Origin of the sequence: Natrialba sp. SSL1, assembly GCF_001861355.1 — an archaeon.
In the GTDB taxonomy this organism is placed as follows: domain Archaea; phylum Halobacteriota; class Halobacteria; order Halobacteriales; family Natrialbaceae; genus Natrialba.
In genome coordinates this window covers 23822-48069 of the sequence record NZ_MASN01000004.1, presented here as the reverse complement: position 1 = coordinate 48069, position 24248 = coordinate 23822, and the positions used below count along the sequence as shown (strand labels likewise).

Here is a 24248-nt window from a genome sequence, read left to right as displayed (position 1 = left end):
CCCTGTTCGATGCACTACTATTGGACATGGTCGCGCACGACGTGGCCACCGCACCCACACTGGTCGACGTGCTCCCACTCGAGTTCGGCTGTATCGAATGCCGCCGCAAGTTCGTCGTAGAGGTACTCGGAGGGATGACCGTGCGCTTCGTAGGTGACCAGGTTCACGTGATAGCCGGACGCCGTGCGTTCGATGGCATCGATCGCCTGATCGACGACTAGCTCACGGTCGTCGGCGTGTTCGGGGTGTTCGAGGAGAGCCGACCACGACTGCTCGTGGAGATGGTCTGTGACCGGTGTGGCCCCTTCACGAGCACGGTCGTCTGCTGTTGGAGTGTTTGCCATACGTATTACTCGGCCTGGAATCCCTGTATATTGTATTCCGGATTGTATGCCGGTGGGAACGTAGATATGTATCATAAAACGAGTTTGATGTGATCGGTTTTTGTGGATTCACTGACCGATTCCGTAGCTTGCAGCGGCACAGCGGTACAGAGATGCGGTGGTGACACACGCGAATTACGACCGTGACTGAGAAGATTCGGCTCCGGTTCGGGATCGTTCGCCGTCCTTTGCAACAGTGAACCGGTCGAAGAGGATTCCCAAGAGAGGCTGAGGGCTGTGGCGGCGAACGACGAGTACCATGTTCGCCGTGAAGACCACGAGCCCACTGATTACGGCACCACCACCCGCGAGAGAGACTGTCGTCGGAAGGGAAACGACATCTGTCACAACGATGAGAGCGAGACCGACGGTAAGCAGCGTACAGTCGATTGCCGCCAGCCTGTCGTCGTAGAGGTCGTCGATCATCGGGACGTCCTCGAGGCCGAGGAGGTCGCTGTACCGGTGAACCCAGATGATAAAGGGAATGATGTGATACAGTGTCCCGAGAATAACGAATCCGATCAGGCCAAACACCAGGAGGTGAACTGAGCCAGGCGCACCGAAGAACGTCGCCGGATCGAGCGGGTCCCGAACCCAGTAGACCGCAGACCAGAGCGGCCAGAGTACCATCGTCGCTGCGACGACCACGTACCGACTCAACATCGGCGTCCAGGGAACCTGCGCCTCGTACAGTCGCCGAGCGAGAAGGACACCGAACCCGAGAACGCTCGCGAGGATCAGGATCCCGCCGATGCGGGCAACCGTTCCGAGTTCGAACAGCCGACCGCCGGCCAGTGCGACCACGCCGATCGGAAACCCAATCTCCTCGAGGGACCGAATCGAGTAGTCGACACCGTGGAGATCTGACTGGGTGAACATCGTCGCCAGCTGGTACAGTGCCCCGAAAATCGTCGTCAGGACGGCACCGTAGATCGCAAGGGTCCCGTGGGCCAGCCGAACACTCCCGTGGGAGACAGGCAAGTCACGGAAGACGGGAGAGACGAAACCGATCGCTAGCGTCACGCCGAACGTAGTCAACAGCACGAAGAAACCGAGCGCGATTGCAAAGTGGCGCTCCGTGATATCCCACGGACGAGCAGAGACGAGCGTTCGGCCGATATTGTAGACGAAGACCCAGAACCCGAGCAGCATACTCACTCCACCCACGGGGAGCCACTGGTGTGCACCCACCAGCAGGGCAGTAGCGAACACCACCAATCCGACGACGACGATCCATAGCTGTGCCTTCGCGAGCCGTCTCGAGTACACCTCGACAGCGGACCAGACCGGAACGAACTGCGTCATCGCACCCATGATCGTGACACACACCCAGCCGACGAGCAGCAGGTGAGCGTGTGCAAGCGAGAGATTTCCTGAAACGCCGTCGATCGCTCCTAGTACACCGACGATGGCACCGGAGAGGAGGAATCCGAGTCCGACGAGAAAGTGGCGAAGCGGTACTGTCAGTGGCGGACTTTGATCGGCGTCAATGGTTCCCGGAATCGCGCCCATGGTCAGAGGGTTGGCACCCCAGGTATGTCCCGATAGCTCCGAATATCTTCACCCGAAAACGGATCCTCGAGAGGGAGAACGATGTCAGCGATGTCAAAATGGCGCATCCGGACTCCCACGGCTCGGCCGCTCGTTTTGCATCGTCCGTTCCATGGGATTCGAGCCAACGTCTCCCTCGGGTTCGTGCTCGACAGACCCGGTTTCGAGGTACTCCTTCTCGAGTTCCTCGAGTTGCTCGTTGATCGAGTCGCTCTGGTGGTGCATCGGTGCGGTCCGAACGCGAACGAGGTCGTAGTCGTGCTTCTCGGAGAGCCCGTTCCACGCCCGGAACGAGCCGATCGTGAGCGTGTGGGATTGGGGACAGAACGGCGTCGTCGGCGAGAATTCGGCACGGAGCACGGACGAGTCGTCCGCCTCTTCTGCATACCGGTACCCCGCATCGAGGTGACGCGTATCGAGATTGAGGCGTGCCAGGTTGTAGTTGAACGTCATATCGTAGACTTTGCGCTGTTCGAAGAGATCACGGGTACGCGTGTGAAACGCGACGTGTTCGTCGTCCGTCAGGACGCGATGGTCCCTGAGGAACGGCCCCGGTTCCGGGACGTGGTTCGAGACAAACTGGTCGTACGCATCGAACAGTCCGCCATCGTCGTTGTCGTTGTCGTTGTTGTTGCCGCCGAACGGTAATGGGAACGGTACCATGGGGAGGGATACGGGTCGAGTGGGGCTATCGTTGGTCCCGGAGATGTTCGACCGGGACTACTCACGGATTCGGCTACAAGATGAGACACGCATGCCAACAATTCGACCTCTCACGGAACTGGAGTCGACCCCACACGCGAACGTCTTCCCTACCGAGGAGCCGAAAACGATTCGGCTGGAGCTTGGGACAGACGAAGCAGTAGCGCCGCACTCCCACCCTGGCCGGGATATCGTCTTCCACCTACTCGAGGGCGAGATCGAACTGGAACTCGACGGCGACACGTACGAGGTCACCGCAGGTGACGTCGCTCGCTTCGACGGCGACCAGGACATCGCCCCCCGTGCTGTCGAACCGAGTACGGCACTCATCGTGCTGGCACAGCAGGAATCGGCGTAATTCCTTCTCGAGTAGCCGAACCCCCGTCTGCTTGCGAGCCGACGGCCCGCTCGCATGGCCCGCAAGATTTGTGATCCCACACTACTCCTCCACGGTGCTCACGCTGTTCGCTCACGGGTCACGTTGTTCCCGTTCGCTGTTCCGCGGTTCTCGCTCACTTCGTTCGCTCACGGGTCACGTTGTTCCCCGTTCGTTATTCCGCGGTTCTCACTCACTTCGTTCGTTCCGAACCGCGCTCGCTCCGAACCGCACTCGTGACGACTATCGTTGTCAGTTCGTATAAAAACCCCCCGCGGTACCGTGGGTGGATTAAAACTCATTCCTGATACCCGAGAGTGATTTACCACATATATATTCCTTGTACACCTTATACTATCTGTGAACGATGATGACCCAACCAACCAACCTTCACCGACGACGCATGCTGCAAGTACTGGGCGCAACTGGCATCGCTGCAGTTGCAGGTTGCATAGCCGACGAAAACCCCGCTGAAGTTGACAGTGAGTCGCCTGACAACGATCCCGAGGGGCTTCCCGCCGCCGAGCCGGTCGATGTAGAGTCCGTCGCAGCAGACCCGGCGAACATTCCGCCACCGGTCGACTGGGACGAGCCACGCGACCACGACATCACCGTCGAGTGTACGGAACACGTCGCCGAAATCGAACCGGGCGTCACCTTCCACTTCATGACGTTCGACGGGCAGGTTCCCGGACCGATGATCCGCGTTCGCGAGGGAGACACGATCAACCTCACGTTCCGCGTCCCTGAGGAGTCAAACATGCACGCGCACAACATCGACTTCCACGCGGTGTACGGACCCGGTGGCGGAGCCGAACACACGACGCTCGCTCCCGGCGACGAGGAAGCAACCATCTCCGCAAAGATGGACTACGCAGGTGCCCACATCTACCACTGTGCCGTCCCGGACATGGACTACCACATCAGTGCAGGGATGTTCGGCGGTATCCTCGTCGAGCCCAAAGACGGGCTTCCCGAGGTCGACCGCGAACTCTACCTCGGCCAGCACGAACTCTACACCGACGGCGACACCGGTGAAGACGGACACCACTCGTACGACTACGACGCTGGGGCCGCAGAAGATCCAACGTACGTCATCTTCAACGGGGAAGCGTACGGAATCACCGAGGACGGAACGCAAGGGCCGATGCACGCCGAAGTCGGCGAGACGGTTCGCCTGTACTTCGCCAACGGCGGGCCGAACCTTCACAGCGCCGTTCACCCAATCGGGAACGTCTTCAGCCGGCTCTACCGTGATGGCGACCTCCTGAGCGAACCCGCGCGGAACGTCGAAACGACGCCCGTCGCTCCCGGGACGGTCACGGTCGGTGAAATGGAGCTGAAAGTCCCCGGTCCCGTGAAGGTCGTCGATCACGCGCTCTCGCGGGCCGGACGAAAGGGAGCTCTCGCAGTCATCGACGTCGAAGGCGATGACAACCCCGAGATCTACAACCCCGACGCGTGATCTCGGCACATCATTTTCTTCGGCTTTCTTCGGTCAGTACAACTGCTGCCCAGTAGCTCCGGGAGGCCTCCGGCCGTTCTGTGCTACCAGTAGCGGATGGCTCTCCAGTCAGAGCGCCGTTCCTCGTTTATCGCCCACCAGAGTCTGCCCGCTGCTGTCCGCCACGGAATGCTTTCGGGCAGATCGATCCCACCAGCACCCATCCGAGAGGACCGCTACGACTCAATCTGGGAGTACTCGAGTAGACGACAGCTGACAGCGGACGCGACCTGTTCCACCCGTGTTTCGATTCGATCAGCTGTCGGCGATACTCCGGGGACGCTGTAACGTCCTGTATCGAGCCGATTCGTGCCCTCACGAGCAGTCATCGGGAGTGACGAACGATTTTCGATCGTTCGAATCTCGGTCGGGTCAGTCTCTATTGTCTCCTCGAACGACGAGTGGGCAGTTCGTTACCGTCGTTTTTAGTAGGGGCACTGCCTACGACAGGCCACTGTGTCGGCGCTGCTTAGACGACTTCGAGACGTGAGACGACCGCGAGCAGTTGGATCGGTCACCGTCGGTCATGGGGTCAACGAATTCTTCTCGATCGTCATCCCACCGATTATCCCGCTGTTAGTCGCGGACTTCGGGATCACCTACGGACAGGCTGGCGTCCTCGTGACGATCTTCTTCGTGATGTACGCGCTGTTCCAGCTCCCGGCGGGGATGCTCGCCGATGTCATCGGCAAGGAACGGCTCCTGATTGCGGGACTGTTCGGCATGGCTGGCGGCGTGCTGGTAGCGAGCCTGGCGACCAGCTACGAAACCCTCCTCGTCGCACAGGCGATTGCCGGCATCAGCGGGAGCGCGTTCCACCCGACCGGCATGGCACTCGTCAGCGACTACGAAACAGAGCAAACGGAAGGAAAAGCGATGGGCGTCTTCGGCTTCGGCGGCGCACTTGGGACGATGTCCGCGCCCGTCATCGTCGGTGGCGTCGCCGCAGTCGCCGACTGGCGACTCGCCCTCGCGACCGGCGTCGCAATCGGCGTGCTGGTCACGTGTCTCGTCGTCTACCTCTTCGTTACAGCCGAGGAACCTGACACAGACGAAGCTGGCGGGGCCGATGAGGTCGACGACGAAACGGAGTCGACGCCACGGACTGACGGCGGCCGGAGCGAGTCGACACACTCAGTTCGAGCGGCGGTCAGGAACGCGATCGACCTGCCAATCACGCCCAGCATCGTCGTGCTCTTTTTCGTCACGGTCGTGCTCTCGATGCAACATCGAGCGATCCAGACCTACACGACGTCCTACGTCGCCGCGGAAACCGGCGCATCGGTCGCCGCAGGCAACGTGACGTTCTTCGCACTACTGGTTGGCGGCAGCCTGGCGTCGCTGTACGCAGGAGACCTCGCCGACCGCTTCGACCGAATTACGCTCGGTATCGCCGCGTCGCTGGCCACTGCCGCGCTCGTGGCTGCCACGCTCGCGACGACTCTGCTCGAGGGACTCCCGATCGAACTTCTCACTGCGATTCTGGCAGTCTGGTTCGCCGTTATCGGTGCTGGGATGTACGCCAGCTATCCCGTCAAAAACGCGATGGTCTCCCAGCAGGCCGAGGCAACCTCGAGTGGGAGCCTCTTTGGCGTCATCCAGACCGGGTCGGCGATCGGCAGCGCAAGTGGCCCAACAGTGTTCGGCGTTCTCTCGACACGCTGGGGCGTCGTCGCGGCCTTCCCGGCGATCGCGGCAGTGAGCGTCGTCCTCGCGCTATCGTTCGGTCTGCTGTGGTTCGTTACTGACTGAGCGCTGTCTCGGTTGATCAGCGATCGCGAACCACCAATACGATTCAGACAGTCGATCACCACTGAATTGCTAGCTCGAGCGCCATCTGGATCTGCATCCGGAGTCCTGAAAGCGTGTTTCCGCTTCAGGTCAGGCTAACGAGTTAGGCTAACTGGATAGTCCAGTGTGGTAAGCAACTGACCCGTGATCGAGATCCGACTCGAGTACCAACACACACCACCCACTTACTGTGAGGACGAAACGACACGAACAGTATCGAGTTCGTCCAGCGCACCGAGAACCGCTGATAGATGATCCGGTCCGCTGCCCTCGAGTCCGACCGTCACGGGAACTCGGTTCGGGTGGTCGACGGCATCCGTTCCGAGCCCCGACCCGCGGCGGGCACGCTCGAGTACGTCCAGTTCTGCACCCTCGGCTTCGACAGTTTCGACCACGTCGCTGACCGCAGTCGGCCAGCCGTCGACGGCCAGTCTCGCTTCAGCGTAGCGACCCAGTTCGTGCAGTCCGGTGCGAGTCAGTTCGGCGTGGTCGGTGAGGTTGACGTTCCCGCCAGAAATCACGACGACGACGTGCTCGTCTGTCACGTCGACTGCATTCGAGAGCGCAGCCGCGAGCGGGGCAGCACCGGCTCCCTCGACGACAGTCTTTGCGCGCTCGGCCAGCAGCGTCACGGCAGTCGCGATTTCCCGGTCGCTGACGCTCACTACGTCGTCGACCACTTCGCGGACGTTGGCCGCCGTCGTCTCGAGGAGCCTGGTATCTGCGATCCCCTCGGCGACGGTGTCGACATCCGCCAGTTCGTGGATCGGCTCGCCCTGGGCGGACTCGAGTGTCGGCTTCGCGTGGGCGGCCCCCTCGGGCTGGACGCCGATCACTCGCGTCGTCGGATCGTGGGCCTTGAGCACCGTTCCGATACCGGAGATCAGCCCACCGCCGCCGATTGCGACGAAGACGGTGTCGAAGTCGGGGAACTGCTCGCGGAGTTCGAGGCCGATCGTTCCCTGGCCGGCGATGATGTCCTCGTCGTCGAAGGGGTGGACGAACGTCTCGTCGGTTTCGTCGGCGCGCTCGCGTGCGAACTCGTACGATCGTTCGTAGATGTCGCCCTCGACGAGGACCTCGGCACCGTAGCCGCGGGTGGCCTCGATTTTCGCGGCGGGAGTGACCGCGGGGACGACGATCGTCGTGTCGATGTCGAGTAGCTGTCCCGCTAGCGCGACGCCCTGGGCGTGGTTTCCTGCGCTTGCGGAGATGACGCCCGCCTCCCGCTGGCTGGCATCGAGCTGAGCCATCGTGTTGTACGCGCCGCGGATCTTGAACGAGCCCGTTCGCTGGACGTTCTCGAGTTTGAGCCCGACGGAGGCCGCCCCGCTTCGTTCGGCGAACGTCCGAGAGGTATCGAGCGGCGTTCGGTGGACGACGTCGCCGATACGTTCGCGGGCATCCTCGACATCGCCAGGAGTGACGAGATCGATACTGTCGGTATCGATGCCGTCGCCCTCGGTATCGCCAGTCATGCACCCCCCTCCGCGGTAACGGAATCCGTGTTCGCGTGCGGAACCGGGTGCTGGCGTTCGAGTTCGAGAATCGTCTCGGTGAGGACGTCGACGCCGTGTTCGAGGCTCGCTTCGTCCACGTCGAACGTCGGCGTGTGGTGGCTGTCAGGGTGGTCGGTTCCGATCACGAGGTAGGTCGCGAGGCCGCCGTCGTTCTGGACGCGCTCCATCAAGAACGTGGCGTCCTCGCTCGCACCGAAATCGGCAGCGGGGAGCACGTGCTCAGTGCCGGGAACGTCCGCTGCGACCTCGCTGACGAGGGCTTGCAGTTCTGGATCGCTGTCCGCCCGCGGCGACTCGCTGACGATGTCGACGTCGGCCTCGCAGCCGTGCATCGTCGCAGCCGATTTGATGGTTCGCGCGAGCCGATCCTTCATGTACTCCATCAGTTCGGTCGTCTCGCCGCGCGCTTCGGCTTCCATGTGTGCCCGTTCGGCGATGACGTTACTCGCCGTGCCCGACTCCGCGCGACCGATGTTTACCCGCGTCATCCCGTCGCTGTGCCGGGGGATTCCGTAGGTGTTCTCGATCGCTGTCCCCATCGCGTGCATGGCGTTCGCCCCTTCGTTCGGTGCCTTCCCTGCGTGGGCGGAAGTGCCTCGAATCGTCGCGTCGACGTGGCACATCGCCAGCGGCTTCTCGATGCCGGCGACGATCTCGCCGGAGGGATGATCGAGACCAACGTGAGCGGCGAGCAGATAGTCCAGATCCGCTGCAAACTCGCTTTTGGCCATCGGACAGCCGCCGCCGCTGGTCTCCTCTGCGGGCTGGAAGAAGACGACCAGCCGTCCCCCAAAGTCGCTTTCTTTGATCGCCTCGAGAACGGCGAGCCCCCACGTCATGTGCACGTCGTGGCCGCAGGCGTGCATCGCCCCCTCGACCTCCGAGCGAAATCCCTCGGCGGCCGGCACGTGCCCTGTATCGGTTGATTCCTCGATGAACAGCGCGTCGATGTCCACCCGGAGTCCAACTGCCGGGCCGTCGCCGCACTCGAGTACAGCGACAGCGCCAGTGTTGCCGCCGGTCATCCGTTCGAGGAGCGCTGAGTCCGCGCCGCGTTCGCGTGCACGGTCGATCCACGGCTCCAGGTCGGTGTCCGGGACGGCCATTCGGTCGGCGGGGTCGTAGGCGTCGGGACCGACGGCCAGCTCGTCGACGCCGATCGCGCGGAGTTCCTCGACGACGCGCGCGGTGGTGTAGAACTCGCGCCAGGCCGGCTCTGGGTAACGGTGGAGGTTCCGTCGAAGCGTCACGAGGCGGTCTCGTATCGGCTCGTTCATGCCAGAGACTGACTCACTCCATCGACTTAACTATACACAATCTATGTTAACGACGAATACACAAAAGGAATAAGAGAGACGATACCAACCATAGAGTAAGAGCGAGACGGGAGACCGATGCCTCCCGTGTCACACCATACAGGGACCACACATGAGCACGAACCCAGATATTGTCGTTCTCCGAGAGGGAACGGAAGGCCTGTCGATGGAATCGTACGCCGAAACCCTGCGCGAGCGCCTGTCCGACTACAGCGTTGCGCTCGCACGGACGCCACAAGAGGAGCGTGAGCTCGTTCCGCAGGCACAGATTGTAACCGGCATCACGATCGAAGAGGACCTCCTCGAGCGGGCGGAACGCCTCGAACTCTTCGCGTGTACGTTCGCCGGAACCGATCACGTACCGATGGACGCGCTGGCCGAGCACGGCGTCGCCGTGACGAACGCGGGCGGCATCCACGCGCCAGGGATCGCCGAGCAGTCGATCGCGAACATGCTCGTCTTCGCGCGGAACCTCCACGAGGGCTGGCGGCGAAAACAAAACAACGAGTGGCGCCACTTCCAGTCCCACGAGTTCACCGACAGCACCGTCACGGTCGTCGGGCTCGGCTCGATCGGCCAGGAGGTCGTCAAGCGACTCGAGGGCTTCGGGGTCGAGACGATCGGCATCCGGTATACGCCGTCGAAGGGCGGTCCAACCGACGAGGTCCTCGGTTTCGACGACGAAGAGATCCACGATGCGTTCGCCCGCAGCGACTACGTCGTGCTCGCCTGTCCGCTGAACGATTTGACACGCAATCTCGTCGGCGCGGACGAACTCGCGACGCTGTCGCCGAACGCGGTCGTTGTCAACGCCGCCCGCGGCGGGATCATCGACACTGATGCACTCGTCGGCGCACTGCAATCGAACGCGATTCGCGGCGCTGCCCTCGACGTGACCGAGCCGGAGCCGCTGCCGAACGATCACGAGCTCTGGGACCTCGAGAACTGCCTCATCACGCCCCACACGGGCGGTCACACGCCGAAACACTGGGACAGGTTAGCTGATATCGTCGCGCACAACGTGCACGCACTCGAGGAGAACGGTGGGCTCCAGAACGTCGTCCTCCATCCGGAGTCGAGCTAACTGGCGATGGCGACCGACGATACGCAGTCGACGACCGACCACAGCCCGCAGACGTCGACGCCGAACGAGCGACGGCTTGGGAGAGCTGGTGAGGGTGAGAGTGTAGGCGAGACCGAGAGCGGAAGCGCAGGTCAGACAGCAGCACCCGATCCCGCAGCGGATGACCGCGCCGCATACGAGTACGTCGGCGGAGATGTCGACCGGCCCGACCTCGTCGCCGCGCTACAGACTCGTATCGAGGGCGAAGTCCGGTTCGACGAGTACACGCGACAGCTGTACGCGACCGATGCCAGCGCCTACGAGATCATTCCGGTTGGCGTCGTCCTCCCGCGGACGACGGCCGATGTGGCAAACGTCGTCTCCTACTGCACCGAACACGGGATTCCCGTGCTCCCTCGCGGCGGCGGCACCAGCCTCGCGGGCCAGGCGGTCAACGAGGCCGTCGTTCTCGATTTCACGGCACACATGGGCGAGGTGCTCTCGGTCTCGCCGGACGAGCAGCGGGCGACCGTTCAGGCGGGGACCGTTCTCGCAGACCTCAACGACGAACTCGTACCCCACGAGCTGAAATTCGCGCCGGACCCCGCGGCTGGCAATCGGAGCACGATCGGCGGCGCGATCGGCAACAACTCCACCGGTGCGCACTCGCTGCAGTACGGCAAGACGGACGCGTACGTCGAGGCCTGCGAGGTTGTCCTTGCCGACGGCACCGTCGAGCGCTTCGGGGAGGTGACGGTCGCCGAACTCCGCGAGCAAGCAGCGCCGGATGGGACCCTGCTCGAACAGATCTACGAGGCGCTGCGGCGGGTCATCGACGAGGAAGCCGACGCGATTCAGGACGCCTTCCCGCAACTGAAGCGCAACGTTTCGGGGTACAACCTCGATCGGCTGGTCGCGGAGGCCTACGGCGAGCCGGACGCGTTCGACGAGTCTACCGGCGACGGACTCGAGATCGACGCCGACGCCGAACCCGATCCGGACGCGGTCGTCAACCTCGCTCGCGTGTTCGCCGGCAGCGAGGGGACGCTCGGTATCGTAACGGAAGCCGCCGTCTCGCTCGAACCCGTTCCCGAGACGACCGCCGTGGCGTTGCTGACGTACCGCGACCTGCTCGACGCGATGGCCGACGTCGACACGATCGTCACGAACCACGATCCGGCCGCGATCGAAGCCATCGACGACGTGCTGATCGACCTCGCCGAACGAACGGAGGAGTTCGCACCGGTCGCCGAGCGACTTCCCGCCGGAACGGAGACGGCGCTGCTCGTCGAGTTTTACGCCGAAAGCGACGACGACGGGCGCGAGAAGGTCGCTGACCTGATCGCTGATCGCCTGCCGGATGAGACGGTACCGGATCCCACCGGCGACGACGGCGAGACAGTATCCTCAGACCCCGTCCGCGCGTTCGACGTCCTCGAAGCTCACGACCCCGAGGGAATCGCCGAACTCTGGAAGCTCCGCAAGAGCGCCGCCCCGATCCTCCTCTCGCGAACCTCGGATGCAAAGCACATCTCGTTCATCGAGGACACCGCCGTCCCGACCGAGAACCTCGCGGACTACGTGGCCGACTTTCAGGAGGTACTCGAGTCCCACGACACATTTGCGAGTTTCTACGCGCACGCGGGCCCGGGCTGTATGCACATGCGCCCGCTGGTCGATACGAAATCCGAGGCCGGACTCGCGGAGTTCGAGGCAATCTCGGACGCCGTCACTGACCTCGTCGTCGAGTACGGCGGTAGCGTCTCCGGCGAGCACGGCGACGGACGGGCACGAACGCAGTGGAACCACAAACTCTACGGCGACGACGTCTGGGAACTCTTCCGAGAACTCAAGACCGCGTTCGACCCGGATTGGCTCCTGAACCCCGGAAACGTCTGTGGCGACCACAGCATGACCGAGCACCTGCGCTTCGATCCGGAGTACGACTTCGAGGCCGGCTTCGACCCCGCGCTGGAGTGGGACAACGAGAACGGCTTCCAGGGCATGGTCGAACTCTGTCACGGCTGTGGCGGCTGTCGCGGCGACCAGGAGACGACCGGTGGCGTGATGTGCCCGACCTACCGCGCTGCCGAAGAAGAGAGCCTCACGACCCGCGGACGGGCGAACATGCTCCGGGCCGCGATGAGCGGCGACCTCGAGACGGACGCGACTGACGAGGAGTTCCTGGCAGAAATCATGGACCTCTGTATCGGCTGCAAGGGCTGTGCCCGGGACTGTCCGAGCGAGGTCGATATGGCGAAGCTCAAAGCCGAAGTCGAGCACGCGGCCCACCAGCGCCACGGCGCGAGCCTGCGCGACCGACTGTTCGCAAACGTCGACCGCCTCAACGCCGTCGGCTCGCTGTTCGCGCCGCTCTCGAACTGGGCGACTGCGCTCCCCGGCTCCGGCTACCTCGCGGAGAAGACGGTCGGCATCGCCCGCGAACGTGACCTGCCGACGTTCGCGAGTCAGCCCTTCGAGGACTGGTTCGAAACGCGCGGCCCGCGCATTTCGCGCGACGAAGCGAACCGCAAGGTCCTGCTCGTCCCCGACGCGTACACCAACTACAACCACCCGCGGGCCGGGAAGGCAGCCGTGCAGGTTCTCGAGACCGCCGGCGTCCACGTCCAGGTTCCCGACGACGTCACGTCGACCGGACGACCCGCCCATTCGAAGGGCTTCCTCGACGTCTCCCGCGAGCGGGCGCGGACCAACGTCGACGCGCTCGCACCCGCAATCGAGAACGGCTGGGAGGTCGTCCTCGTCGAGCCCTCCGACGCGGTCATGCTCCAGTCGGACTACCTGGACCTCCTCTCGGGACCCGACGTGGAACTGGTCGCATCGAATACGTACGGGGTACTTGAGTACCTCGACCGATTCGACCTCGCAGACGGCTTACCGACGGGCGAGGCCGGCGAACCGGCCGAAACGCTGACCTACCACGGCCACTGTCACCAGAAGGCGACGAAGAAGGACGGTCACGCAGCGGCGGTACTCGAGTCGGTTGGCTACGAAGTCGACGCGCTCGATTCGGGTTGTTGTGGGATGGCGGGCTCGTTCGGCTACGAGGCCGAACACTACTCGCTCAGCCGACGGATCGGCGAGATTCTGGTCGACCAGGTGAACGCCAGCGACGGCGAGCGCGTCGTCGCACCGGGGGCGTCGTGTCAGTCTCAGCTTGCGAGTTACGACGGCTGTGACGAGCCAGTGCATCCGATCGAAGCGGTTGCGTCGGCACTGGCGGGCGAGCCAAACTGAACGTAGTGTCGGATTCGGTCAGCGCGTGATCAGAGAGGCACGTTCGGAACGCCGTGTCGGGCCGTCACTGACGACCGAAATGCTGCGTCGGGGCCGTCACTGACGACTAAAATGCTGTGTCGGGTTCGTCACGACTGCAACGCTGTGACGATCTCCTCGAGATCGAACAACCGAAGATCAGTTCGATTTTCCGCCGCGTCTTCGACCGAAGGGGTGAAACCGCTTCGAGAGAACAGGGCGTATTCCTGCGTTGGTGTGCCACCGTCGGCCGGAGTCCATCGAAGCTCGTCGGCGTGCGTCTGGAGCGTCGAGAACGCGTCGTAGTCGAGCGGTGCCCGCTGGAACTTGCACTCACCGACGAGCAGGGCATCGTCGGTCGTGAGCCCCACGACATCGACCTCGTGCTCTCTGTACCACCACTGACCGACGTCTGTAATCGTGTGCTGTGGGTACAGCGTTCGAAGGGCTGCACAGCACAACCCCTCGAACGACTCGCTGACGAAATCCGCGAGTTTCGGCTCGATGAGCGTCTCGTACGCGTCGTCGCCGAAGTCCTCGTACCGGTCACCGTTGCCGTAGACGAAGTGAAACCAGAACCGAAAGAACGGGTCACGGATGCGGTACCGACTCCGCTTCGTTCGTTCTTTTTGCTCGGTAACGGGGACGTGTTGGTCGATCAATCGGAGCCGAGAGAGTCGGTTCAGGTACGTCGATAACTGATTGTAGTCGATCCCGGTCGTTCCGGCGATCTCGTTTCGGCTCGTGCGTCCGCCGGCGATGGCCTCCAGAATCGAAAAGTATCGCGTGGGTTCCGTGAGTTCCATCCGGAGCACGTAATCGGGTTCGTCGTGCAGCGTGCCGTGTCGCGAGAGGATCGTCCGCTGGATGTTGGCTCCGAGGGTGGCCTCTGGATCCACCTCTTCGAGATAGTACGGTACACCACCGAAAACCCCCCAGGTGAACACCTGCTCCTCGGGCGTCTGCGCCGCTGGGAAGAACTCCATGGCAGCGTCGAACGGTAACTGTCTGATGTCCAGTTTCAACGACGAGCGGCCGTACAGCGGACTGTTCCCCAGTAATGCAGCCTCTTCCATCATGCTGATCGACGAGCCGACGAGAACGAACGTCGCACTGGAGTCGTCGAGTTCGTGATCGAACATCGCCTGCAAAACGGAGGGAAGGCTCTCGTCTTGTTCGACCAGGTACGGAAACTCGTCGAGCGCGACGATCGCATCCTGGTCAGCGAGATAGCCGAGGACAGCGTCCCACTCCTGTCGGATTCGCGTGAGACCGGGGTAGACATCCGACGCGACGTCGACGAACTGCTGGAGCTGTAGTGCACTCGTTTTTTGTTTCGCCTGAAAGACGACCGCCTCGTCGTATCCGTCGAGAGACTGTTTGACGAGGGCCGTTTTCCCCAGTCGACGCCGTCCAAAGACCACCGCCAACTCCGCCTCGTCCGACTCGTAGAGGGCAGAAAGGCGCGAGAGTTCCGCCGTTCGATTCACGAATTCGGGCACGGATCAACCGACAGCGCCGACAAATATAATACTTCGCATAATCATACTCTGGAGTATCGTATTCTGAATTATCTTTCTGGCGTGCAGTCACCATCGCGACGAGAGGGATGAAGCTACCCGCTCTATCACAATGTGACCGCGAAACGCTCGAAAATCCGAAAACTCAAAACCCGAAAACGACGGGAACGTAAACCCTCGGCGGACGTTACGGCCAGAGTCCGCGCTTCGACTTCGCCTCTGCAATCCGTGAGAGTGCAACGACGTACGCTGCGTCGCGCCAGCTCAGGTCCTTCGCCTCGACCTCCGAACGAACGTCCTCCCAGGCGTCGAGCATCTTCTTCTCGAGTTCCTCGTTCACCTCTTCGAGGCTCCACTTGCGGCGGTTGATGTCCTGGAGCCACTCGAAGTAGGAGACGGTGACACCGCCCGCGTTCGCGAGGAAGTCGGGGATAACCGGGATGTCTCGCTCCTCGAGGATCGAGTCGGCGGCGAACGTCGTCGGGCCGTTCGCACCCTCGACGACGATATCAGCCTCGATGTCGCCGGCGTTGTCGGCGGTGATGACGTTTCCGACTGCGGCAGGGATGAGCACGTCCACGTCGAGTTCGAGGATTTCCTCGTTCGAGAGCGTCTCCGGGGCGTCCTGCTCGAGGACCGCCTCGGGCTCTTCCTCGTGGGTCGGAATCGAGTCGATGTCGAGACCGTCGGGGTCGTAGATCGCCCCGTTGACGTCGCTGACGGCGACGACGCTCGCGCCCCATTCGTCGAGGAGGCGGGCGGCGTTCGCACCGACGCTACCGAAGCCCTGCACGGCGACGGTGGTGTTCTCGAGGTCGCGGTCGTAGTAGTCGACGGCCTCGCGGGTGGCGATCGCCGTCGAGCGACCAGGTGCCTCTTCGCGGCCGTAGGAGCCGCCGATGACCGGCGGCTTCCCGGTGACGACGCCCGGAATCGTCTCGCCCTGTTGCATCGAGTAGGCGTCCATGAACCAGGCCATCGTCTGGGCGTCCGTCCCCATGTCAGGGGCCGGAACGTCCGTCGTCGGCCCGATCACGTAGCGCAGTTCCTCCGCGAAGCGGCGGGTGAGCCGTTCGGTCTCCTCCTCGCTGAGTTCCTTCGGGTTGACGGAGATTCCGCCCTTCCCGCCGCCGAACGGGAGGTCCATCACGGCGCACTTCCAGGTCATCCACATCGAGAGGCCGACACACTCGTCGGCGTTCACTTCCGGATGGTAGCGCAGGCCGCCCTTGTACGGCCCGCGAACGTCGTCGTGCTGGGCGCGATAGCCCGTGAAGACGTCGACAGTTCCGTCATCACGCTCGAGTGGTACCGAAACCTGCTCGACGCGAGTGGGGTGTTTCAGTCGTTCGACGACGCCGTCGTCGACGTCGACGTGTGCTGCGGCGCGCTCGAGTTGCCGGCGTGCCGTGACGAGTGCCGAGTCGAGTTCCTCCCCCGAACCCGACTCTGCTGCGTCCTGATTTGGTGGTGTCGTAGTCATCGGTCGTTATGCGGTGAACAGTTTCCGCGGGAAGTCCGCAAGTGTTTCGACTCCGTCGCCCGTCACCCGAAACGTCTCGCTGGTCTCCATTCCGATGTCTTCCGTCCAGATACCGGGGATCATGTGGAACGTCATGTTCTCCTCGAGTACCGTCTCGTCGCCGGGGCGGATACTCGCGGTGTGTTCGCCCCAGTCCGGCGGGTAGCCAAGCCCCACCGAGTAGCCGATTCGGTCTTCCTTCTCGATATCGTACTTCGCAATCGTCTCGCGCCAGGCTTTCTCGACTGCCTCGCAAGTGACGCCCGGTTCGGCGACATCGAGGGCGGCCTCGATGCCTTCGTTGACGATCTTCGCAGTCCGCTCGAGTTCGGCTGGCGGCTCGCCGACGAACGTCGTCCGAGCGAGCGGCGAGTGATACCGGTGGCGACAGCCCGAGAGTTCGATAATGACCGGATCACCCTCCTCGAACGGGCGGTCCGTCCAGGTCAGATGTGGCGTTCCCGTGTGGTCACCAGACGGCATCAGCGGGACGATAGAGGGATAGTCGCCGCCAAATTCGTCAGTTCCAGAAATCAGGGCGTCGTAAATCGCCGCTGCGGCCTCGTACTCCGGCACCCCCGCCTCGATCGCGTCGAGGCCGGCCTGCATCGCGGTTTCAGAAATTTGGGCTGCCTCGCGCATGTACTCGAGTTCCTGGTCGGATTTTTTGACTCGGACCCAGCCGACGAGGAGGGTCGTGTCCTCGAAGTCGGCGTCGGGGAGGGTCTGCTGGAGGCGCGTGTAGGATTTCGCGGTGAAGTAGGCGGCGTCCATCTCGAGACCGATACGGCCGTCGGCAACGTCGAGGTCCTCGAGAACGCCTGCGACGTAGTCCATCGGGTGGAGGTCGTACGGCGAGTGGACGTGGTCGTCGCTGTAGGCGCGGATGCCCTCCTCGGAGAGAGCAGTCGTCGCACGGGCACCGTCGGCGTCCATCTGGCGGCCGACCCAGACGGGTTCGTCGCGGTCGGTCGTAACGACGACGGCCTGGTGGACGTAGAACGACCAGCCGTCGTAGCCGGTGAGATAGTTCATGTTGGCCGGATCCGTGACGACGATGGCGTCGAGGTTTTCCTCGCGCAATCGCGTTTTCGTCCGGTCGAGCCGGCGTTCGTATTCGGCGTCGTCGAAGATATCTCGGGACATGGTACCAAACCCTACGAGGAGTGACGACCGCCCGGACGTAAAAACTTTCGTGTATGGTGAATACGGATACTGTTTATAGAATTGCGCTCAGGGCTGCCCTGATGTGGTCACTGTAAGAAGAAGAGCGATCAGAGCGAGCGCGCCGAATTGATCACGACGAGTGCGCTACTGGCAGCCATCGCCAGCGCAGCAAAGAGTGGGTTCAACAGACCCGTCAAAGCGAGTGGAATAGCAATCGCGTTGTAGACGAACGCCCAGCCGAGATTCTGTCGGATTCGGCGATGTGTCCCCGCAGCCAGATCGAACGTTTCGGGAACGGCGGAGAGGTCGTTGCTGACGATCACTGCATCCGCCGCGTCAGTCGCGATCTTCGTCGCGCTTCCCATCGCAATGCCGATATCTGCAGCGGCGAGCGCCGGTGCGTCGTTGCTCCCGTCGCCGACCATCGCAACCGTTCCTCGCGATTGGAGGCGGCGAATCGTCTCGGCCTTGGCCGCCGGTGGTACGCCGGCGAACACCTCGTCGACGCCGGCAACGTCGCGGAATCGGTCAGCCGCACCGCCGTCGTCCCCGGTCAGGACGATGACCTCACGACCGTCCGCGAGCGAATTGACTGCCGCTCGCCACTCCTCACGCGGCGCGTCACCGACGACGAGTACGCCCTGTACGCGACCGTCCCATCCGACTGCGACCGGAACGTCTCCTGCTGTCCGTGCCTCCTCGACGACCCCCTCGAGGCTCGAGGGGAGTTCGTGGCCGCGGTCGCGAAGATACGCAAGGTGTCCGACAGTGACGCGCTCGCCGTCGACGAGCCCGCTCACACCCCGCTGGTCGCGCTCGAACTCCGCAACCGCCGCTCTCGCGTGGTCGTCCGAGTCCCCTGCTGGCGCGTCCGAGACGATTGCCTCCGCGATAGGATGCTCGGAGAGCGCTTCGACCGCGGCCGCCCGGCGATGGAGTGTACTCGAGTCGACCTCGGTTGCGGTGTGCACCGACGCGACCGTCATCGAGCCGGTGGTGAGCGTGCCGGTCTTGTCGAGGACGACGACGTCGACATCGGGTGCGTCCTCGAAAATCGTCTCCGCAGCGACGACGATGCCGCGTTTTGCGGCGGATTGGACACCCGATGCGATTGCGAGCGGGGTCGCAAGCCCCAGCGCGCAGGGACAGGAGACGATGACGACAGTCAGGCCGACGAGTAGCGCCGACGAGAGCGAGGACCCAGTTGCGAGCAACACGCCAGTTGCACCGGCCGCCAGAACGAGGACGAGCGGGACGAAAACCGTCGCTAGCTTGTCGGCGAGGCGCTGGACGCCGGGCCGGGCGCTCTGGATCGACCACAGCAGCGAGACGAGTCGGTCGAGCGTACTCGTCGCGTCGGCACCGACCTCGAGGACGACCGGCGCGTCGGTAACGACTGTTCCGCCCTGTACCTCGTCGCCCGGTTCCTTCTGGACGGGGAGCGACTCACCCGTGACCAGCGACTCGTCGACAGCGGCCGTTCCCTCTTGCAACTGGCCGTCAAGCGGGACACGCTCTCCGGGACGGACCAGAAGGTGGTCGCCTGGCTCGACGGACTCGAGTGCAACCGTCTCGCCGTCCACCCGTCGAGCCTCGTCGACCTGCTGTTCGGTGAGGTCAGAGAGCAGGCCCGCGGCGCGGCGTTTGATCCGCTCCTCGTAGTACGTCCCGGCGGTGACGGCGAGGATGACGGCGACGGTAACGTCGAAGTAGAGATCCGTCCGACCGAGTGTCATGGCGAGCGTGCTGTAGCCGTAGGAGCCGACCGCAGCGGTCGTGACGAGCAGGTCCATGTTCGGATGGCCCGCTCTGAGACTCACGAGCGCTCCTCGCAGGATCGGATACCCCGTATAGAAGAGGACAAACGTGGTCATTAGCCAGATGTTGACCGCGAGATAGTAGCCGTCGTAGCCGCCGAAGTCGACGACCGGGTCGTAGCCGAAGTAGGTCGGGTAGAGGAAGACGGCGTACCACACCATCACCATCATCCCGAAGAGCCCGCCGCCGATCAGGAATTTGACGAGTGCCTGATCGCCCGTATCCGACTCGTCGTCGGCCGTGCCGCGTTCGCGAGCGGCGTAGCCGTACCCCGAAATCAGCTCGGGTAGCTCGCTCGACTCGACCGTCTCCGGGTCGTACGCGAGCCGAACCGTCTCGGTCGCGTAGCTGGCTTCGGCCGCAAGGACGCCGTCGTTCGATTCGGCAACCGACTCGAGGAACACCTCACACGTCGAGCAGTGCATCCCTTCGACGGCCAGGAATGCGTCGTCGACCTCGGTCTCGACCGCAGCCTCGGCCGCTGATGATGGCGGTGACGGTGACTCCGCATCAATCACCTGAGCGGCGTCTCGTTCGGTAGCTGGCCCGCCAGCGCCGGCACTGTCAGCAATCCGCTCCCGAACGGCTGCTGGGTCGATCTGTGACTCGTGTTCGTCGGTTTCGACCGCCGAGAGCGTCCGCGAAACCTCGAGACAGCCCTGACAGCAGAACTGTCCCGCGACATCGCTAGCAGTGACCGGGCTGGACGGAAGCGCCAGCGAGCAGAGGGTACAGCCGTCCGGCTGCTCGTCGCCAGAAGAGTTGTTAGCGTCGGGTGGTACTCGCGTAGACGAGGGCTGAAAATCGCTGTCAGCGCGCGTCGAATCCGAAATTGACGAATTGGAGTCGGTGAGTGGGTCGGTCATAGCGGCGGAGAGCGACTCATCGTTGGCTGGTTGTGCGCAGGGTCCGGAGAGTGGCTGTGGGTACTGCGAGCAACCGATCGAACGGTAACGGTGGAGTGGGAAGCAGTCATCGGCAGTGACAGAGCGGTTGTGTACGCGGATGCAGTCTCTGTGCCCGGGATGGTGAGAGGATGGTGAGAGAGTCGTACTCGGGGAGCGTCGACACCGTGTGTTCTTCTGTGCGACGCCCGACTACGGTGCAGTGCCGCTCGAGTCGTGCTCATGGTCGTTCTCGTGGCCGTGACCCCCCTCAACGGGACTGAACGCGAGATAGAGGCACGCGAGGATGAGGACGACGTTCACGGTGGAGACGATACCTGCCATGACGGAGCCGCTGACACCGTACCACGCCAACGGGAGGAGAGCCAGTAATCCAACCGGTAACGCGACCCGCGGAGACACGTCCTCGAATTCCATGTAGTGAACTGAACTGTAGGGATACTTAATAACTACACCCCGTTCCAACGAAGCGGTAAACCCCGTCTACCGCTAAGTGACACCTGTCCTAAGCCGGCCGTATGAGTCAGACGGCCGAACACGAAGCGAGCAACGAAACATCGGAGCACGTCCGGGAGATCGGACACGACGAGTTCGATCCGATCGGGACGCTCACGCTGATCGGGATCTATTTCCTGATCCTGGTGTTCCTGTGGTTCTTCATGTACTTCGTCGAGTTCCTCGGGAACGATCCCACGGTCGTCAGTGGGACCCTGGTATTCCTGGCGACTGGAGCGCGATCAGCATGAACATACACACCTACGAAAAACTGTGGCTGGTCGCAGCGATGGTGTTGATCGTCGGTTTCATTGCAACGATCACGTACGGCTCGGTTGGGCTGGGGATCACGATGGTCGGCGACCAGCAAGACACGGTCGAGCCGACCGAACTCGACGACGAGCGATTCAGTGATCCGCGTGTCGCACAGGTCGGCGAGAACGAGTACGAAGCCTACGTTACGGCGCAGATGTTCAGTTTCCAACCGGATCCGATCGAGGTCCCCGAAGACAGTGAGGTGACGTTCTACGTTACGAGCCGAGACGTCATTCACAGCTTCAGCCTCGTCGGAACCAACGTCAACACGATGGTTATTCCCGGCGAGGTCGCCGAAATGACCGTCGAGTTCGACGAGCCAGACGAGTACGGCGTCGTCTGTAACGAGTACTGTGGCCCCAATCACCACAATATGGAGGGGATGGTTTACGTCGTTCCAGAAGACGAGTTCGACCTGACGGAACTCGACGCTGAGGCACCCGGCGAAGTTGAAACCGGAGACGATATCGACGTCACCGCAACGGTCGAGAACCGCCTCCTCGATCCGATCGAAACGACAGTCACGCTCGAGATCGGGAACGAAACGGTCAGCGAAGACGTGACGATCGACGGTGGAGAGACGGACGAGACGACGTTCACCGTCGACTCGGCGCAGTTAGGCGAGGGCGACCACGAGTGGACGGTAACGGTCGACGACCACACTGACAGCTGGACCGTGACTGTGGCCGACGAACTCGAGGACGACGATGCAGATGACGATGCAGACGAGGAATCCAACGAGAACACAGATGCGGGCGATGACGCCGACGATGGCGAGAACGGTACCGAAGACGAAACCGACACAGATGAGACCGAAAGCGATGCCAGCGGAGGTGACGGCGAATGACGAACACCTACATTGAGTCGTTCCCGGCGGAGGCAAAGGTCGTCCGCGCAGCGTTCTACAGTTCCTTCCTCGCGCTCGCAATCGGCGGGCTGTTCGGAATTATCCAGACGCTGCACCGAACCGGCTACTACCGGTTTATGGACTCCGCAGACTACTACACGGTCCTCACCGCACACGGTGTCCTTCTGGCGATTACGTTCACGATTTTCTTCCTCGTGGGGGTGTTCACCTGGGCGACAACGACGAGTCTGGATCGGCCCGTCGAGGACATTCGATTCACCTGGGCCTGGTACGGACTCATGGTAGTCGGGACGGTCCTCACTGCGATTCCGATCTTCGCCGGCTTCACGGACTCGGAGATGAGTGCGTCGGTGCTCTTTACGTTCTACGCACCACTGCAGGGCCACCCGCTGTTTTACTTCGGGTTGGTGCTGTTCGTCGTCGGAACCTGGCTCGCCGGCGTCGACTGGTTCCGTTCGTGGTGGGCCTGGAAACAGGAGCACCCGGACAAACGAATCCCGCTCCCGACGTTTATGGTGCTGACGACGACGCTGATGTGGTACATCGCCACGCTCGGCGTCGCCGCAGCAATCTTGCTCTTCCTGCTGCCGTGGTCGCTCGGCCTCGTCGAGTCGGTGAACCCACTGCTCACCAGAACGCTGTTCTGGTTCTTCGGCCACCCGGTCGTCTACTTCTGGCTCATGCCGGCGTACATGATGTGGTACGTTATGTTGCCGAAGATTTCCGGCGGCAAGCTGTTCAGCGACCCGCTGGCACGCGTTGTGTTCGTCCTGTTCCTGATCCTCTCGGTGCCGACCGGAATCCACCACCAGTATCTCGATCCCGGAATCGCCGAGGGCTTCAAGTTCATCGCGATGACGAACACGATGTTCTTACTGCTTCCCAGCCTGCTCACCGCCTTTACCGTCGTCGCCAGCATGGAACACGGTGCACGCCAGCGCGGCGGCACCGGCTATCTCGGCTGGCTCAAAGCCCTTCCGTGGCGTGACCCGGTCTTCGCCGGCATGGCCCTCGCCGGGCTGATGTTCGCCGCAGCCGGCTTCTCGGGCATGATCAACGCCGGAATGAACATCAACTACCTCGTGCACAACACCTTCTGGGTCGTCGGCCACTTCCACCTCACCGTCGGCACTGCAGTCGCGCTGACGTTCATGGCCGTCACCTACTGGTTCCTCCCCCAGGTAACCGGCAAGGCGCTGTGGAACCGGTCGGTTGCACTCGGGCAGGTCGTCCTCTGGTTCGTCGGCATGACGTTCATGTCGAACGCCATGCACCGCGGCGGCCTGCTCGGCATCCCGCGCCGGACCGCCGAACCCCAGTACGACGGCTTCGAGTTCGAGGCCGCCGTCGGTAGCGTCGGTGAACTCGACGCCCAGATCGCACTCGGCGGTGCCCTGCTAACGCTCTCGCTCGTGTTGTTCTTCGCCAACGTCGTCGGTACCGCTCTCAACAGCCGTAGCGATGACCTCCCCGCGAACGAGTACGCCGACACGCTCTCGGGACCATCGGATGCCCCACTGGTCCTCGACAACCTGAAACTCTGGACGGCCATCGCCATCGTCCTCGTGATCTTCGCCTACAGCTTCCCACTGCTGTCGATCATCGAACGCGGTGGCCTGTTCGGCCCCGAACTCACCGAACTCCCCGTACACATCGGACTTGGGCTCGAGTACCTGTGGGCAACCACCATCTCGACGGTAACGACCGCCAGTGAGACCGTCGTCGCTCTCGGCGCGGAGGTGAACTGGTAGTGCGGATCTCGAAGGGCGCGTTACTCATCGTCATCGCGTTCATCGCCCCACTCATCGTCGAACTTCGGACAGTGTTGGCGTGGGTCAACGTCGAGCTCACCGTACTCGAGTCCGTCGTCCTCGGCATCGGACTGATCGGGGTAATTCTGGTCTGGGCACTGTGGCCACAGTCACAGAGCAACGGGACCGAGTCCGCAGAAACAAAGTAGCGACAGTGCTCGAGAGTGGCAAGGTGTATCGCTGTACTCGAGTGAGAGAGTCATAGAACAGTTCGCATACCCTCTCTGTGACTACCCGACGAACAATAAGTACAGGCCAAGCAGTTCCTGATGTGGCTATCGATTTCTCTGAACTCTGTTAAAAATTGCCTGCTGAATATAGAGCGTGTAGTCAGCAGTTGGTCAC

The 24248-nt window shown here is 62.6% G+C and carries 19 protein-coding genes; 9 read left to right on the top strand and 10 right to left on the bottom strand.

Annotated features, from left to right (window positions below; all coding sequences use genetic code 11):
• Positions 1-17: 17 nt before the first annotated feature.
• The 3 genes from BBD46_RS01745 to BBD46_RS01735 all read right to left on the bottom strand — a co-directional run bounded on the left by BBD46_RS01745 (position 18) and on the right by BBD46_RS01735 (position 2597).
• Positions 18-344, bottom strand: a complete 327-nt coding sequence (locus tag BBD46_RS01745; RefSeq protein WP_071400046.1) for a CGCGG family rSAM-modified RiPP protein — start codon at positions 342-344, stop codon at positions 18-20.
• A gap of 174 nt (positions 345-518) precedes the next feature.
• A complete protein-coding gene (locus BBD46_RS01740; protein ID WP_071400045.1) occupies positions 519-1895 on the bottom strand; it encodes a hypothetical protein in 1377 nt (458 codons plus the stop codon).
• Positions 1896-1988: 93 nt separating this feature from the next.
• The gene (locus BBD46_RS01735; RefSeq protein ID WP_071400044.1) at positions 1989-2597 is read right to left on the bottom strand and encodes a hypothetical protein; all 609 of its coding nucleotides are present in this window, start codon (positions 2595-2597) and stop codon (positions 1989-1991) included.
• 91 nt (positions 2598-2688) lie between these two features.
• Between BBD46_RS01735 and BBD46_RS01730 the strand changes: the two genes are divergently transcribed.
• The 3 genes from BBD46_RS01730 to BBD46_RS01720 all read left to right on the top strand — a co-directional run bounded on the left by BBD46_RS01730 (position 2689) and on the right by BBD46_RS01720 (position 6268).
• Positions 2689-2994: a cupin domain-containing protein gene (locus tag BBD46_RS01730; protein WP_071400159.1), complete on the top strand. Its 306-nt coding sequence runs from the start codon at positions 2689-2691 to the stop codon at positions 2992-2994.
• 421 nt (positions 2995-3415) lie between these two features.
• The gene (gene nirK, locus BBD46_RS01725) at positions 3416-4477 is read left to right on the top strand and encodes a copper-containing nitrite reductase (protein WP_253184466.1); all 1062 of its coding nucleotides are present in this window, start codon (positions 3416-3418) and stop codon (positions 4475-4477) included.
• Between the two features lie 525 nt (positions 4478-5002).
• Positions 5003-6268, top strand: coding sequence for an MFS transporter (locus BBD46_RS01720; protein WP_253184465.1), 1266 nt, complete (start codon positions 5003-5005; stop codon positions 6266-6268).
• 224 nt (positions 6269-6492) lie between these two features.
• On the opposite strand, the gene BBD46_RS01715 is transcribed toward BBD46_RS01720, so the two are convergent.
• Together BBD46_RS01715 and BBD46_RS01710 are read right to left on the bottom strand one after the other, a co-directional pair.
• On the bottom strand, positions 6493-7785 hold the full coding sequence (locus BBD46_RS01715) for a threonine ammonia-lyase (RefSeq protein WP_071400041.1): 1293 nt from the start codon (positions 7783-7785) through the stop codon (positions 6493-6495).
• Positions 7782-9104 carry an amidohydrolase gene (locus BBD46_RS01710; protein ID WP_071400040.1) on the bottom strand — a complete coding sequence of 441 codons (1323 nt, stop codon included), beginning with the start codon at positions 9102-9104 and terminating at the stop codon, positions 7782-7784. The genes BBD46_RS01715 and BBD46_RS01710 overlap by 4 nt, the downstream gene beginning before the upstream one ends.
• 151 nt (positions 9105-9255) lie before the next feature.
• On the opposite strand from BBD46_RS01710, the gene BBD46_RS01705 reads away from it, so the two are divergent.
• Together BBD46_RS01705 and BBD46_RS01700 are read left to right on the top strand one after the other, a co-directional pair.
• Entirely contained in the window at positions 9256-10227 is a 972-nt protein-coding gene (locus BBD46_RS01705) for an NAD(P)-dependent oxidoreductase (RefSeq protein WP_071400039.1), read from the top strand.
• 6 nt (positions 10228-10233) lie between these two features.
• Positions 10234-13464 (top strand): FAD-binding and (Fe-S)-binding domain-containing protein, encoded by a 3231-nt coding sequence (locus BBD46_RS01700; protein ID WP_071400038.1) that lies wholly within the window; start codon positions 10234-10236, stop codon positions 13462-13464.
• A gap of 128 nt (positions 13465-13592) precedes the next feature.
• Here BBD46_RS01700 and BBD46_RS01695 read toward each other — a convergent pair whose 3' ends face one another.
• From BBD46_RS01695 to BBD46_RS01675, 5 genes are all read right to left on the bottom strand, one after another.
• Positions 13593-14984 (bottom strand): ATP-binding protein, encoded by a 1392-nt coding sequence (locus tag BBD46_RS01695; RefSeq protein WP_071400037.1) that lies wholly within the window; start codon positions 14982-14984, stop codon positions 13593-13595.
• 205 nt (positions 14985-15189) lie between these two features.
• Entirely contained in the window at positions 15190-16485 is a 1296-nt protein-coding gene (gdhB, locus tag BBD46_RS01690) for a glutamate dehydrogenase GdhB (RefSeq protein ID WP_071400036.1), read from the bottom strand.
• Between the two features lie 6 nt (positions 16486-16491).
• Complete coding sequence (locus BBD46_RS01685; protein WP_071400035.1) at positions 16492-17670, bottom strand: M24 family metallopeptidase; 1179 nt, start codon at positions 17668-17670, stop codon at positions 16492-16494.
• Between the two features lie 128 nt (positions 17671-17798).
• A complete protein-coding gene (locus tag BBD46_RS01680; protein WP_084777640.1) occupies positions 17799-20375 on the bottom strand; it encodes a heavy metal translocating P-type ATPase in 2577 nt (858 codons plus the stop codon).
• Between the two features lie 231 nt (positions 20376-20606).
• Positions 20607-20831: a cytochrome-ba3 oxidase subunit gene (locus tag BBD46_RS01675; RefSeq protein ID WP_071400034.1), complete on the bottom strand. Its 225-nt coding sequence runs from the start codon at positions 20829-20831 to the stop codon at positions 20607-20609.
• A gap of 101 nt (positions 20832-20932) precedes the next feature.
• Here BBD46_RS01675 and BBD46_RS01670 point away from each other — a divergent pair, with 101 nt between their 5' ends.
• Genes BBD46_RS01670 through BBD46_RS01655 form a run of 4 tightly spaced genes read left to right on the top strand, consistent with a single transcriptional unit; the run spans position 20933 to position 24052 of the window.
• Positions 20933-21160 (top strand): hypothetical protein, encoded by a 228-nt coding sequence (locus tag BBD46_RS01670; protein ID WP_071400033.1) that lies wholly within the window; start codon positions 20933-20935, stop codon positions 21158-21160.
• Positions 21157-22071 (top strand): cytochrome c oxidase subunit II, encoded by a 915-nt coding sequence (locus BBD46_RS01665; RefSeq protein ID WP_071400032.1) that lies wholly within the window; start codon positions 21157-21159, stop codon positions 22069-22071. The genes BBD46_RS01670 and BBD46_RS01665 overlap by 4 nt, the downstream gene beginning before the upstream one ends.
• Entirely contained in the window at positions 22068-23843 is a 1776-nt protein-coding gene (locus BBD46_RS01660) for a b(o/a)3-type cytochrome-c oxidase subunit 1 (RefSeq protein ID WP_071400031.1), read from the top strand. Before BBD46_RS01665 ends, BBD46_RS01660 begins: the two co-directional genes overlap by 4 nt.
• On the top strand, positions 23843-24052 hold the full coding sequence (locus BBD46_RS01655; protein ID WP_071400030.1) for a CbaC protein: 210 nt from the start codon (positions 23843-23845) through the stop codon (positions 24050-24052). The genes BBD46_RS01660 and BBD46_RS01655 overlap by 1 nt, the downstream gene beginning before the upstream one ends.
• Positions 24053-24248 lie beyond the last annotated feature (196 nt).